Raw genomic sequence first — 13,614 nt, 5'->3', positions numbered from 1 at the left:
AGGGCAGAATTCCAGGTGTCCACATTTTTGTCGGTAAATAAAACGGCTATGACCCCTTTTATTTCCTTTTATTTCCTTTTATTTCAGTCATCACATTAAGTAGATAGACAAGGTTTTGTATGCGACACGACACCTTTTTCCCATTGAATTCATGATTACTCAAACAGCAATACAGACGCTATAGCGGACTATTACTGCAACCGCACTAACTCTCGTTTTCTTTTAGGTTCCGTTAGGTAAAGAACCTGCGAAAAATCTTCAGAGGCGTTAATCAGCATCTTGCCTTGTTTGTCTCCAATCTCGGTTTGTTGCACACTCTGGTCGAGTAAATTTACTTGGCTACGCAGATAATGTGCTTCTAACTCATGAATAACGTTCAACATTCCATGTATTGCCGTGAGGCCGATGATGTCTTTATCCTGTGATTGCCACACAGGATTAAAGTGACCGTTCGAGTCTAGTTTAAACACGGTGCGTTCATTAGACACATAGAGCGAATCTTGTTCATCTAAATCGAGCGCGGAGCATCCTAACTTTTCACCTTCCACTTCATAGGGTGTCAGCGTCAACGTATCTAAATCAAATTTGGCCGGGTGGTGAGTGGTACCGTTTACAGCGCGATAAGACACAAGCAAGGCGTTGCTGAGATTAAAGGCCTCGCGAAGATAAAAAGAATGGTGCGGATTGTTTATGGGTTTTACTTCCTGTGTTTTTATGTCAATACGATAAAGCGTATCTTTACTGGCGGTATAAACGTACTGCCCATTTGGGCTCCAAACCACGCCAAACATTTCTTCATTGTCTGGGCTGGTAAAGACTAAACGCTGTTGGCCTTGATGATACAAAAAGAGTTGTTTGCGACCAAAGCGATGAGACTCAAAGACAAACTGGGTGCCATCGGGTGAAAATATCGGCAAAAAATCTACCGACGAGGTATCAATAAGTGTTTCAAACTGCTCAGGATCGTCGGGTTGATTACGGATGATATCAACGTCAATATTAACGAGTTCCATCAGAATTTCATTACCGTTTGGATGGTATTGTGCGTCGCGAATGATTTTGTAGTTATTAAAGGCGATTGCCTGACGCGTGCCACTTAAGTCGAGGGTAAACAATTGGTTTTGATTACTCAGTAGCAACTGGTTTTGCGTAGGGTGCCAACTTAGGCCTTGAACTCCATCTTCAATCATCGCAAGTGACTCCACATCGCCGCTATCCACATTAAGCAGGTCGACTCGATATTGGTTTTGACCGGCTTCGAACGCCAAAGCAATGCGCTTATTATCTGGCGACAGCGCATGCATCAGTAACCAATCTTTCCCTTTACTTTGGTAAACGACACGCGTTGCTGCACTCGACAAATCGACGGCCGAGAGTTGTGTATCATTGCTGTTTTTAAGTTTTTCGGCGTAATAAAGCGTGTTGTTGGTTGCCCAGTTTAAGGTGTGGCTGGTGATAGTCGACTCTGTAAATTGAACGATTTGCTGAGCTGGGTGCGGCGTCATCGAAATCGGGTCAAAGGTCAAATAGGCGAGCGTATGCACGTCATTTTCTTGTTGTTCGATTATTGCAAGGGCATTGCTATCTGGGCTCCAGCCAAGGCTGAGGTAGCCCGCCGAATTACTTAACAGCATAGTTTCTTGGTTTGAGTCGAGTCGCTTTACCCATACGCCATAGTGGTCTTCGGTCGCCCGAACAAAGGCGGCTTTGTGCCCATCCGGCGCTAGCACCAAGTGAGATTCATTGGCGTCGACAGAATTAAGCGGGCGCAATGTGGTAAAGGTGGTTTTAACGTCAGCCGCTTTACCAAAATACGCATACGCACTGGCAAAACCAAGGATAAGAAATAGGCTTACAATAAGCACTAATCCGTAATTGGATCGTGTTGAAGCGGTTTGATTTTGGCTTACGGGGATTTCTAAACTGTAGCCTCGTTTTGGGTGAGTGAGGATATAGCGAGGTTGTTTGGAGTCTTCATTCAGTGCTTTTCTTAAGAGTGCGATACAGCGTTGGATTGAGCTTGGATTAAAAATCGCATTAGGCCAAACTCGCTCGAAAATCACTTCTTGGCTGACCACTTGGCCTTGCATTGAATAGAGCACGTTGAGTACATCCATGACTTTTGGCTCTAACGAAACACTGCTTTCGTTGCCACTTATCACGCATCGGCTTAGGTCTACGTGGAACTCTCCGATTGCAAAACTACTCAAATGCCACTCCAAAAAAATATTATTATTCAATGCCTAAGACTTTCTTAAGGAAAACTAAAGCGAAATTCCATTGTGGCTAATGCACGCAAAATGACACCGTGCCGACACGTTTTACTAAGCCCACTACATGATGAACCGTATTCTATTCATAATCGTGATTTTTTTCAGTGCCTTTTTGCTTTTTCAAATCCAACCCATTTTATCCAAAGAGCTACTTCCTGTGTTTGGAGGGGGAGCATCCATTTGGACAGCTAGCCTTTGCTTTTACCAAAGTGCGCTGTTACTTGGGTATTTTTACGCCCATGGCCTTGGTTATCTCAAATTAAAATCGCAAGCGACCATTCACTTTATGTTACTTGCTATTGCCATTGGTACGACGTTCTATCAACCAGAATGTGTAATGGGCGAAACTCTTTCACCCGCAGCAAGGGTGATTTTAAATCTGACTCTCCAAGTTGGGAGCATCTTTGTCTTGCTTAGCTCAACGAGTATTTTGTTGCAGCGCTGGTATTGCGATGTGTTTGTAAAAGAAGTGCCTTATCACTGGTACGCGTGGTCCAACGTTGGGTCGTTGCTGGCACTCTTAAGTTATCCGTTTGTCTTTGAAATCAATTTTAGTCTCTCTGAGCAAAAACTAGGGTGGTTAAGTGCTGCAACCATCATGGTGGTGGCGCTGGCTCTATTGATGAGCAACCTTATTCGCCATGCCAATAATACAGGCTCAGAATCGACAGGGAATGCATTGAGTCATCATCCGTTTATGAGTCGATGTGCTTTGTTGTGGATTGCGTTGGCAGCATGCAGCACCTTGTGTTTGATTGCGACGACACAAATGGTGAGTACCAATATTCCACCCATGCCGTTACTTTGGGTGTTACCTTTAGCCTTGTATCTTGTTACTTTCATCATTGCATTTGCTTTGCCAAAACAAGGTGTTCACTTTATTTGGCTTGGACCGTTGGTGTTTGCATGGCTTGCTGGTGTCATGATGTACTTTATCGGTGGTCAATTTAATGCGTTAGCGCAATTGGCCATGTACAGCTTGATCCTCGCCATCTGTTGTTTGTTTTGCCACAGTCAATTACGCGCTTTAGCGCCTACAAAATCGCAAATGACGCACTTTTATATTTGTATTGCCTTAGGTGGTGCGCTGGGTAGCGTATTCAGTGCCCTTGTCGCCCCTCTGATATTTGAACAATTGCTTGAATACCCATTAATGTTACTGATGACTCTCGGCTTGTTTACGCTGCGTTTTGATAAACCCTTGGCAATGAATAAAGCAAAGGGGCTCGCCATCGCGATGGTATTGAGTTGCACCTCATTATTTGCTTGGTTAAACGGCCAATTTAATCAATTTAATGTGGCAACCGATCGTAACTTTTATGGCTATATAGCGGTGAAAGATGTGAAGACCGCGGCAATTAATGAGCGCAGATTAATAGACGGGACGACCGTCCATGGCAGCGAAACATTGCAAGGAGTAAGACATCTCACACGTGATTACTATCACGCGGATACCGGAGTGGGGCGCGCACTCGAAATCTTAAAGCAATTCGGTCCACTCAACATCGGAGTGATAGGGCTAGGCGCGGGTGTTATGGCGCATTTTGGCGACGAGCACGATAGGTTCACCTTTTATGAGCTCAATCCTGCGGTTTATCAAATGGCGACAATCTACTTCTCGTATTTAAAACACGCTCGCGCGCAAGTGGATGTAACGTTGGCGGACGGCCGACTGGCACTGCGGGAGGAAGCAAACAGTCAGCTGCCAACAAAAAATGCGTTGATTATTGATGCCTTTTCCAGCGATGTGATCCCAACCCATTTAATGACGTTAGAAGCGTTCCAGTTGTATTGGCGACGACTGCAAGATACGGGCGTGCTTATCGTCCATATTTCCAGTAATTACGTCGATTTAATGCCAGTGTTATCGGCTCACGCGCTCTCGCTAAATAAGTCTCTTCTGGTCTTTGATTATCAGGGTAACGACATCACTCATTTAGGCTCAAAATGGGCGGTGATGACCAGCGATCCGCGCTTTTTAGCTGCTTTTCCTGCAAATTCGCACCGCACAATTAACCCAGAGAGTACTGATAAACTCGTCTTTTGGACGGATGAAAAGAACAGTGTATTGCCGCTGTTAAAGTTTTAATTAACATAAGATTTGTATATCGGCGACGTTATCTTAATAGCCTCATCAGGGTCAGGTTTTGTTCAATGACATTTTCAGAAAAACGTGATCAGGTTGGTGGTGAAGCGTGCTAGATTTTTGGAAACCTCGATAATACTGCTTATACATGCAGGGGAAAATGTGCAGGCAACAAGACTGGCAGGGCATATTAGGGTCACTCAGGTCTGGGCATCGAAATCAGCCATGATGCCAGGTGGACTAAATCTGACTCGAAGTGACCATCTCATCTTCCAAGACTCTTAACACTCTTTCCAAGCATAATTGCCAAGCGTACTGGCGCAGCTGTCACATAGGAGGCCAACGCGATTGGCCATGAGCAGCAAACCTGCGTTTGGCCTTCTAAAACAGGGAGGTTTTAGCAGAGCCTATAGAGACATATCCATGGCGTGCCAATGAACAGGATTGCTGCAAATACACTAGCCAAATTTATTATTTCTCACTAAACAATTGAATGGTCACAATCAAGAGTGCCCAAGCAAAAAACAGGGCCGGTCAGCCCTGGCAATACCAACCGACGTTGTTGCCTAAATAGGTGAACCTTCTGCTCCTGACACGATCAGATCCTGTGAATAGCACACAGGAACTGATACAAAATGGGCAAATCCAAGCATCGCACCACCAATTGGCCGGAATATAACAAAGCCTTGACCAAACGAGGCTCATTGACGTTTTGGATAGACGAGCAGGCTATGTGCCACTGGCGCTGCACCGAACATCATGGTGGCCGAGGCAGGGGATTTCAGTACAGCATTCTTCGTCAACTAGATGGGCGATTGAAACAGCGTTAATGCTCAAGGGCCTGTTCAATCCCCCTTTACGGGCACTGGAAGGTTTCATCAACTCGGTATTTGGCTTAATGAACGTCCCCCTGACGTCACCCGGTTACAGCTGCATCAGCAAGCGTACCAAGACTGTCGAGATTCGCTACCGCAATCCCAGCCGTGGGGCGATTGCCCACTTGGTTGTCGATGCCACAGGGCTGAAAGTTTACGATGAAGGTTAATGGAAAACCCGCAAACACGGAAAGGAAAAGCGTCGTACCTGGCGTAAGCTGCATCTGGCGGTGGATGCCACCACACATGAAGTGATAGCTGCTGAGGTCAGCTTGGAAAGTGTGGCCGACAATGAGGTCTTGCCTACCTTATTGAACCCATTAAGGCGCAAGACTCCCTGTGCAGAAAGTACAAGTGTCAGCCGATGGCGCTTATGACACTAAAGCCTGTCATAAACTGCTGAAACGCAAAGGCAGCAATCCCGCCTAGGAAAAATGCGGGTTACTGGGAGGACGGTCACCCAAGAAATGAGGCCGTCAAGGCGCTGAAAAGTCATACGCTACAGCAATGGAAGAAAGACAATGACTATCACCAACGCTCATTATCGGAAACGGCCATGTACCGCTACAAGCAACTCATCAGCCCGAAACTGAGCCTGCGAGACTACAACTCCCAAGTCGGCGAGGCCTTGGCCGGCGTGAGGGTGATGAACAAAGTCATAGGACTGGGTATGCCCGTTCGCCAGGTGGTCAATTAACACCCTAAACCTTGATGGGGGCAGGCTTGCCTGCGAATGATTTGATCAACAAGGCCAAGGTGAACTATCGAACGACGCAAATGGATTTGAACAAAAAATGGACATTAATCTTGCTAAACCCGAGGTGACCATATATGTCCTTTCTTTTTCTTAGGGCAGAATTCCAGGTGTCCACATTTTTGTCGGTAAATAAAACGGCTCTGACCCCTTTTATTCCTTTTATTTGGGTTTGACGTCACCACCCACCAATAAAGTGAGCAAGATTTATCTTAATGTAAGAGCAACAGGAGGAAAATAACAGAAGAGCCAACATGCCGCTGGTTATGCCAAGTTATGTTTCCACTGGTCCCAATGTGGGGTGTCCCCTCCCAGGTTTTCCGTCAGAAAATCGATAAACACCCGTACTTTTTGCGGTAGGTATTGCCGCTCTGGAAATACCGCATACAGAATTTTATGAGGCATGCTGTAATCCGTCAGAATGGGCACGAGCTTCCCTCTGGCTATGTCATTACCCGCAATAAAGGTGGGTAAGCGGCCTATGCCTAACCCCTGTAATAGTGATTCGCGCAAGGCATCACTGCTGTTCACTTGATAGTTGCCGGTTACCTGCACCTTTGTTTCCACATCGTGCTGCATGAAGACCCATTCATTTTTGAGAGAATGGTGGGTGGATACTATGCAGTTATGCTTGATCAGGCTTTGCGGTGTCTCAGGTTGGCCCTGCTCTGCGATGTATTCTGGTGACGCACACAGCACACTGTGTAATGGCAGGAGTTTTTTGGCGATCAACAAGGAGTCTGGCAATTCTCCTGCTCTTAAGGCGATATCAAACCCCTCGGCAATCACGTCTGACCAAGTATCGTTCGTATGCATGTGCAGGCTGATCTGGGGATAGCGTTTTAAAAAAACCGGAATAATAGGCGCCAAATGCAGACGACCAAATGACATGGGCACACTGATCCGCAATACGCCTTTGGGCTGGCGCTGTAATTCAGTCGCCGCTTGCTCTGCAGCCAGTGCCGCCTGTAATGCTTGCAAAGCATGTTCATAATATCGCTCTCCCGCTTCGGTAAGGCTCAGTTTACGGGTAGATCGATAGAGCAATTGCACACCCAATTGAGCTTCCAATCGGCTGATACGTTTGCTCACGGCCGATGTCGAAATCCCCAGTTTTTCGGCGGCTTTAGAAAATCCTCCTTGCTCAATCACAGTCGTAAAGATGGGAATAGTGCTGATATCTAACATGGATACGCCAATTGTTGACCAGAGGTTAATAATGATATTCCCATAGCCCCTATTATCCGTCAATGGCAAAGCACCTACACTTGAGGCACTTACTAGCACTCATGAGTACAAACAAGAAAACAAGGAGAAACACATGTTTCGTTTAGAGCATATTAATTTAGTGGTTAAAGACATAGACGCCACCCTCGACTTTATTCAAACCGCCTTCCCTGACTGGAAGGTTCGCGGAAAAGGTTCCAGTGAGTGGTACAACACCAAGCGCCATTGGCTACATGTGGGAACGGACGATAATTACATCACCCTAAATAGCGCGAGTGAAGGCCAAAACCGTGACCTAAGAAGCAATGCTCCCGGACTGGCTCATATTGGATTTTGTGTGGATGACCTTGCAGGGATTGCCTCGCGTTTGCAGCAAAATGGCTATGAAATCGCCACCATAGGCGCGGATCATCCTCATCGGAAAACCCTGTATTTTATCGATCCCGCTGGGTTCGAGTTCGAATTTATCGAGTATTTAAGCCAAGTCAGCACAGAAAGAAACCAATATGGCGGCGAAACCTCGGCCATACAAAGGGTCGGCAGTGCCTAAAAAACGCCTTATTGCTCAATTGCAAAAGCCTAGTTTACCGCCCTTCTTATACTTTCATAAAAGCGAGAAAAAACAATGGATAACACCAAGCTAATCAAAACCTTATATCAAGCCGTCGATAACAAGAGCCTTACGGCCTTAGCCGATTTCTTGGCGGACAATGTGCGTTTTCAAATAGGTAATTACGCAGCGATCACAGGCAAAAACGCCGTCTTGGATGCCAACCATAGCTTCTTCTCCAGCATCACCAGCATGGCCCATCAAATAACAAGTATTTGGGAAAGTGGCGATGATGTGTTGTGTAACGGCCATGTCGATTACACCCGGCTTGATGGCAGCGGTCTTTCAATTCCCTTCGCTACCGTTCTGAAAATAGACGCCGATAAAATAGTCGATTATCAGGTCTATGTGGATGTTTCACCGCTGTAGCGTCAACTTGGCTTAAAGCTGTCAATGCCACTCTTCAAGAATGCCACTTTTCAAGCTAGTCCCTTTCAACGATGTTTTTACTCTATTAGTGGCCTTGGCATAGTCCTGCAAGGCTGTCTTTGAGTGGGTGTCTTGATAAATGATATTCCATTTCAATTACGCCTAAATATTGACAGGGAGAATCATATGAACTCCCTACTTAGAGGAAAAGATTGTTGGCCAAACTGGCGGCGAAGGAGCAAAAATCCAACAGTCATTTGTTTTTTGAGTGACTTGTTAACATGATGTCCTCATGTCTCAACCGAATTATTCTTTCCCAAGTGGATCTTTAACGCATCTCTAATTTTGTACAGAGTTGACTTATTGCCGTCACTGGACATGAGTATTATTGTGTAGTTGTTTTCAAAATCAGAATGTTTGATAGTGTGATGACTGGGATTGGAGCCATCATGCTCCCAATAGACAATACTTCCATGTTTATCGTTATAAAACCGCCCAAAATCAAAGTAAGCGCGATTAGGCTTGCCGGATAATTTATCACCTGGCAAGGCCTTTTTTATCTTCTCGATAGGCAGAAGTAAGGAACCCCTTAAGGCAGTTTCAAACTTTAATAAGTCGAGTGGTGTTACATATAAAGTCACCCCATTCACCGCAGTTGGATAGTCGCCTGTCACTTTTAACTTGGAAAGATTATTGGCATCTACTTGGAAATATGAGTCAGTCATTCCTGCAACGTCGAAAATAAACTCTTTAGCAAAACTGGAATAAGTATCGCCTGTTACTTTCTCTACAATCAAAGCGCGTAAAATCACATTTAAATTAGAATAAAGATAATTATTTCCAGGTTCAAAAGCCAGAGTGCTATTTTTTATCTGCTTTATCACATCGGAAGTATCTATATATTTCTCCCACTTGACCTTAGGCAAACCTGAAGTATGAGTAAGCACATGTTCTACAGTTACATTTCTTGCCCAAGAAGGGAAATCTGGCAAATACTCAGCAATGCTGTCTTCATAACTTAATTTCCCTTGTTCAACGAGCTGCATAATCGATATGGTAGTAAACTCTTTACCTACTGAGCCTGGGCAAAACAAGTGTTTGTTTGATATCAGGGTTTTCCTGTCGTCATCGGAAAACCCTATGTTTTCATGAAAAACCACACGTCCATCTTTACTTATCAAAACTGTGCCATTAAACCCAGTATTTGCAATAGCCCCTTCAACAACATCATGATATTGACTGTCTTTTTCGGATTCTACCGCAAGAACCATTGGGAAAAAAACTATCATACATATTAATAAAAACATTTGTCTCATTTGAAAATCCTTATCATGTTAACGCCTCAATCTGGGAAATCCCCAGATAATTTCCTTCATATTCAAAATAGCAGACACGCATGCTGTTGTTTGAGCTAATCAATTTCGCACTTTTTTGAATTCATTGACCTTTGCCAACAATTCCAACTCCATGCGCTGCTCTACCTAAATGAGTTCATATCTTACACTGTTTACTCAAAGAGTACTGCCCTCACTCTTGTTGATAAAATAGTAAAAAACCTTAATTCTCTTATGGTTGCCACTGAGGTCTTGTCCGATAACGGTAATTTCAGGCCAACACAATACGAAAAAGGGCTGTGTTATCAATAGTCCGGCTTGGGAATGAAAGTTCGGCGACGCCCAAACTTTCCCAGTAAAAGCGTCAGATTCAAGAGTCGATTTTTCGTTGGGCAATGCTGGAATACAACAAGCGAGTTCACGCCGGAGAAATGCCAGAATGATGAGGGGATCCTCCAGCGCCCCAATAAACCGCCGAAAGGAGCCTATCGCATTGATAGTCGGATTGATTGGTTGTTATGTGCCTTACTTACGGTCCGCTGGATGCTTGACGCCATCATATGTGGGAATGTCGTTGATTTTTAGTGGATTAACACCCTCAAGGCAAGCCACGTTGAAACCGTATTGTGACGGATTGGAACGGCGCTGGTGATGTGTATATATGCCGCAGTTGGAACAAAAATAATGCTTCGCCGTCTTGGTGTTGAATTGGTAAAGCTTAAGGTGCTCGCCGCCTTTGAGAATATTGATACCAACAAGCGGTACCGACGCAACAATGGCACCGCGACGGCGACACAGGGAACAATCACAGCGCCTAACATCAACCAAACCCTCGGGCAGAGAAAGCTCAAACTCTACAGCTCCACAATGGCAAGTCGCTTTATGCTTAGGCTGTATTTTTACACCATCAACGTCCGTGAGATTTATCGGCATAGCGACTCCTTAAAGCACCTAACGCCTCGCTTAACCGGCGCAAAATAGCAGGCTAAAATTAGCGACGAAGGAGCGCAGCCTGCTGTTTTGCGTCCCTTGGTTAAAGCGTTTGTTAGCCGTTCGGTTCAAGGCTCATTTGCTCTGCCATGAGTTCTTTAAATTTACCTTCATGAAGTGAATCAAGGAAGTTGGCAATAATATCCATTGCTACTTTACAGCACCACTCTGCAAACTTAGCTGTCATAATTAAATCCAGCCAACTTTCTTTACCCTGAATTGAACCTATAACCCCTTCTTGTGCCAAATAAGTTAGTTCTTTATCTGGACGTTCATATTTAGATGAATAAGTATATTGCCATTTACCTATTGTCAACTCGCCTAAAATAACTTCAGGAGGTCTATGAATTATCGAATTCCTAAGGTTTCTCAGCATTTCAAACTCTTTATAAGGAGATTCAGATTTGTTCCAGTGTTTTTTTGTGAATAGCCTTTTTGACTTTTTATATTTATCTAAAGTGCTACTCTTCTCCTGTTGTAAAAGAATCATTTGTTCAAATAACTCTTTTTCTTGAGGTGTTCGTCTTCCACCACAGAACAGTTCACTTGAGCCTATTGTTTCATTTATAAAGGCTTCGAGACAGTTAAAACTAAAGATCAATGAAACAATAGCTTGTTCAGGGTTTTCATCTGTATCTTGAGATGCTTTCTTTGCTATCTCAAATAGTAGTTTATGAGCAAAATATACATTTTTTGAATATATCTTCTTACCTTCAATTGACACAGATCTCTCCCTAGACGGCTAACCTTTGTATAACACGCATGCGCATTTATCGGCTCGGACCAGCGCAAAACGTACGTGCGCGCCATAAACACTGTGCCTGTAATTATCCACAACGACAAGCCTAACTTACTGTCAAACATGAAGATTGACAATAGCCAAGATTGCAAAGCGTGCACAGCATCTGGACTAAGTGTGCCAAGGGTGCCGATTACACTGCCCATGGTTGTGAGGCAGAGCGGGATACACCCTCCCCTCGGAGTTGCCGCAGGGCGAATAGACAAATTGCGTGAGTCTTGCCATGGATGGCAAGCTAGCTTTCGGGGGGGAAGGGACGCCCCATCGGAAGCGTCAGCAAATTTGTCGATGAGCACAAGGGGCTTTCCAAAAGGGGCGCCTACTTGCACACAAAGTTTGCAAGATCACTTTTGCTAGACCCTGGAACTAGCTCAAACCACTGAGTTGGATTTTCTTTTATCGCCGTCGGTGATTCTTCGCTGTAGCCAAGCTCACGCATTTCCATTGTTGCGCAGTTTGTTTCTGTTCTGGTGTAGCCGATGCTATCTACGCCAACCCGTTTGTGCAACGCACGGACAATACCATCTTTCTTTCTGGACTCAAGTAGGAAATACTTGCCTTTATCTCCGGCCATACTCCTAGGAATTAGTACCTCGGCTTGGGCTGCTATGGCCGCTTCGCTACTGGCCATCGCAACGAGGAAAAGAATTACTGCGCCTTGTTTCATCTGAACTCTCCTGAGTAGCTATCGCCGCGTTCTGCGGCAATTTTGGATCGCAACGGAAAAATTATCCGGCAGCAGCGCTTTGTTAGATTATTCTAGTTCGATATTCAATTTCAGTAACAAGAATTAACGAAACACCCACTGTGATATTTCCTAGATGCAAGGTTGGCAATAGTTGCGTTCAGGCAGTTCAAGCGTGACAGAAGTAAGCACTGTCATGAAAGTGACCGTCGACGGCATGGATGCCGTCGTCGAGCCCTCAGGGATGAGTTAATGGCGTGTCACTGGAATGACAGTGCTTAATCACTCATAACATTTTTCCCATTTTAGAAATAAAAAAGCCCTGCAAGGTTAACCAATGCAGGGCTTCCAATTATCGCCAGTCACGCTGACAACAGCGGAACTAGACCAGGTTAGCTATTCAGATCTTGGAAGAACTTCTTCACCCCGTCGAAGAAACCTTCGGCCTTGGGGCTATGGGTCTTGGAGTGACCCGTGAGGGTCGCCTCGAATTCCTTGAGCAACTCTTTCTGACGCTCGTTGAGATTCACCGGCGTTTCCATCACTACCTTGCACAGCAAGTCACCGACCGCATGGCTGCGGACCGACTTGACGCCCTTGCCGCGCAGGCGGAACATGCGCCCCGTCTGGGTCTCTGCGGGGATCTTCAGGCTGACCTTGCCATCCAGGGTCGGCACTTCGATCTCGCCGCCCAGCGCCGCCTTGCTGAAGGAGATGGGCACTTCGCAGTAGAGGTTGTTGCCGTCACGTACGAAGATCGCATGCTCACGCACGCTCACCTGCACATAGAGATCGCCCGGAGGCGCACCGAACTCACCGGCCTCGCCTTCACCGGCCAGGCGGATGCGATCGCCCGTGTCGACACCGGCAGGGATCTTGACCGACAAGGTCTTGCTCTTCTCGACCCGGCCATTGCCATGACACTTGCTGCAAGGCTCTTTGATGATCTTGCCGCGGCCATGACAGGTTGGACAGGCTTGCTGCACGGCGAAGAAACCCTGGCGCATCTGTACCTGGCCTTGGCCATGACAGGTGCTACAGGTGGTCGCTGAGGTGCCTTTCTTGGCGCCGCTGCCATCACAGAGATCGCAGGCAGCCAAGGCTGGAATACGCAGCTCCTTGGTCAGGCCCTTAACCGCTTCTTCCAGCGACAGCTCCAGGTTGTAGCGCAGGTCGGAGCCACGGGCAGCCTGACGCTGACCACCGCCGCCACGACGACCGCCACCGAAGATGTCGCCGAACACATCACCGAAAATATCGCCGAAGTCCTGGCCGCCACCGAAACCACCGCCGCCACGATTGGGATCGACGCCGGCATGACCGAACTGGTCATAGGCCGCCTTCTTATCGCTGTCGGTCAGGATTTCGTAGGCTTCTTTCGCTTCTTTGAAATTGGCTTCGGCCGCCTTGTCACCCGGGTTTCTGTCCGGGTGAAATTTCATGGCTAAACGTTTGTAAGCCTTTTTGATTTCGCGCTCACTGGCATCACGGCCAACGCCCAATACTTCGTAATAATCTCGCTTTGACATAGTCTCATGCTTTCTCGGCTGGAGTTGTACGAACGGGCGTTAGGGTTTCCCCGTAACGCCCGCCTGGAAATTAATCAGTTACT

General features: G+C 46.1%; 10 protein-coding genes and 2 pseudogenes. 5 read left to right on the top strand and 7 right to left on the bottom strand.

Annotated elements, in window-relative coordinates; all coding sequences use genetic code 11:
- Nucleotides 1-191 precede the first annotated feature (191 nt).
- A complete protein-coding gene (locus tag HC757_RS15265) occupies nt 192-2,162 on the bottom strand; it encodes a winged helix-turn-helix domain-containing protein (protein WP_342343074.1) in 1,971 nt (656 codons plus the stop codon).
- Nucleotides 2,163-2,337: 175 nt separating this feature from the next.
- Between HC757_RS15265 and HC757_RS15260 the strand changes: the two genes are divergently transcribed.
- Nucleotides 2,338-4,362 (top strand): fused MFS/spermidine synthase, encoded by a 2,025-nt coding sequence (locus HC757_RS15260; protein WP_244623571.1) that lies wholly within the window; start codon nt 2,338-2,340, stop codon nt 4,360-4,362.
- A 632-nt stretch (nt 4,363-4,994) separates the two neighbouring features.
- Nucleotides 4,995-5,931: pseudogene (locus HC757_RS15255) on the top strand (IS5 family transposase).
- 321 nt (nt 5,932-6,252) lie between these two features.
- On the opposite strand, the gene HC757_RS15250 reads toward HC757_RS15255, so the two are convergent.
- Nucleotides 6,253-7,176, bottom strand: a complete 924-nt coding sequence (locus HC757_RS15250) for a LysR family transcriptional regulator (RefSeq protein WP_169565246.1) — start codon at nt 7,174-7,176, stop codon at nt 6,253-6,255.
- Between the two features lie 133 nt (nt 7,177-7,309).
- Between HC757_RS15250 and HC757_RS15245 the strand changes: the two genes are divergently transcribed.
- Together HC757_RS15245 and HC757_RS15240 are read left to right on the top strand one after the other, a co-directional pair.
- Nucleotides 7,310-7,765, top strand: a complete 456-nt coding sequence (locus tag HC757_RS15245; RefSeq protein ID WP_169565245.1) for a VOC family protein — start codon at nt 7,310-7,312, stop codon at nt 7,763-7,765.
- A gap of 75 nt (nt 7,766-7,840) precedes the next feature.
- The gene (locus tag HC757_RS15240; RefSeq protein WP_169565244.1) at nt 7,841-8,194 is read left to right on the top strand and encodes a nuclear transport factor 2 family protein; all 354 of its coding nucleotides are present in this window, start codon (nt 7,841-7,843) and stop codon (nt 8,192-8,194) included.
- A 290-nt stretch (nt 8,195-8,484) separates the two neighbouring features.
- Here the strand turns inward: HC757_RS15240 and HC757_RS15235 are convergent, their stop codons facing one another.
- Complete coding sequence (locus HC757_RS15235; RefSeq protein WP_169565243.1) at nt 8,485-9,510, bottom strand: serine hydrolase domain-containing protein; 1,026 nt, start codon at nt 9,508-9,510, stop codon at nt 8,485-8,487.
- A gap of 287 nt (nt 9,511-9,797) precedes the next feature.
- Between HC757_RS15235 and HC757_RS19200 the strand changes: the two are divergent.
- Nucleotides 9,798-9,971, top strand: a pseudogene (locus HC757_RS19200) (IS4 family transposase); the annotation flags it as partial.
- 82 nt (nt 9,972-10,053) lie between these two features.
- On the opposite strand, the gene HC757_RS15230 reads toward HC757_RS19200, so the two are convergent.
- The 4 genes from HC757_RS15230 to dnaJ form a co-directional block, all read right to left on the bottom strand.
- Nucleotides 10,054-10,461, bottom strand: a complete 408-nt coding sequence (locus HC757_RS15230) for a GFA family protein (RefSeq protein WP_169565242.1) — start codon at nt 10,459-10,461, stop codon at nt 10,054-10,056.
- A gap of 112 nt (nt 10,462-10,573) precedes the next feature.
- On the bottom strand, nt 10,574-11,242 hold the full coding sequence (locus HC757_RS15225) for a hypothetical protein (RefSeq protein WP_169565241.1): 669 nt from the start codon (nt 11,240-11,242) through the stop codon (nt 10,574-10,576).
- A 394-nt stretch (nt 11,243-11,636) separates the two neighbouring features.
- Entirely contained in the window at nt 11,637-11,984 is a 348-nt protein-coding gene (locus HC757_RS15220; RefSeq protein WP_211164441.1) for a hypothetical protein, read from the bottom strand.
- Nucleotides 11,985-12,394: 410 nt separating this feature from the next.
- Nucleotides 12,395-13,531 (bottom strand): molecular chaperone DnaJ, encoded by a 1,137-nt coding sequence (gene dnaJ / locus HC757_RS15215; RefSeq protein ID WP_169565240.1) that lies wholly within the window; start codon nt 13,529-13,531, stop codon nt 12,395-12,397.
- Nucleotides 13,532-13,614: the final 83 nt, after the last annotated feature.

This window comes from Shewanella salipaludis (assembly GCF_012911865.1).
Classification (GTDB): Bacteria; Pseudomonadota; Gammaproteobacteria; order Enterobacterales; family Shewanellaceae; genus Shewanella; species Shewanella salipaludis.
This window is presented reverse-complemented; position numbering and strand designations above follow the sequence as displayed.

Excerpts from the sequence above, each read along its gene's own strand:
- HC757_RS15260 (WP_244623571.1), top strand. The coding sequence starts at position 2,338 with ATGATGAACCGTATTCTATTCATAATCGTGATTTTTTTCAGTGCCTTT.
- HC757_RS15250 (WP_169565246.1), bottom strand. The coding sequence starts at position 7,176 with ATGTTAGATATCAGCACTATTCCCATCTTTACGACTGTGATTGAGCAA.
- HC757_RS15245 (WP_169565245.1), top strand. The coding sequence starts at position 7,310 with ATGTTTCGTTTAGAGCATATTAATTTAGTGGTTAAAGACATAGACGCC.
- HC757_RS15240 (WP_169565244.1), top strand. The coding sequence starts at position 7,841 with ATGGATAACACCAAGCTAATCAAAACCTTATATCAAGCCGTCGATAAC.
- HC757_RS15235 (WP_169565243.1), bottom strand. The coding sequence starts at position 9,510 with ATGAGACAAATGTTTTTATTAATATGTATGATAGTTTTTTTCCCAATG.
- HC757_RS15230 (WP_169565242.1), bottom strand. The coding sequence starts at position 10,461 with ATGCCGATAAATCTCACGGACGTTGATGGTGTAAAAATACAGCCTAAG.
- HC757_RS15220 (WP_211164441.1), bottom strand. The coding sequence starts at position 11,984 with ATGAAACAAGGCGCAGTAATTCTTTTCCTCGTTGCGATGGCCAGTAGC.
- dnaJ (WP_169565240.1), bottom strand. The coding sequence starts at position 13,531 with ATGTCAAAGCGAGATTATTACGAAGTATTGGGCGTTGGCCGTGATGCC.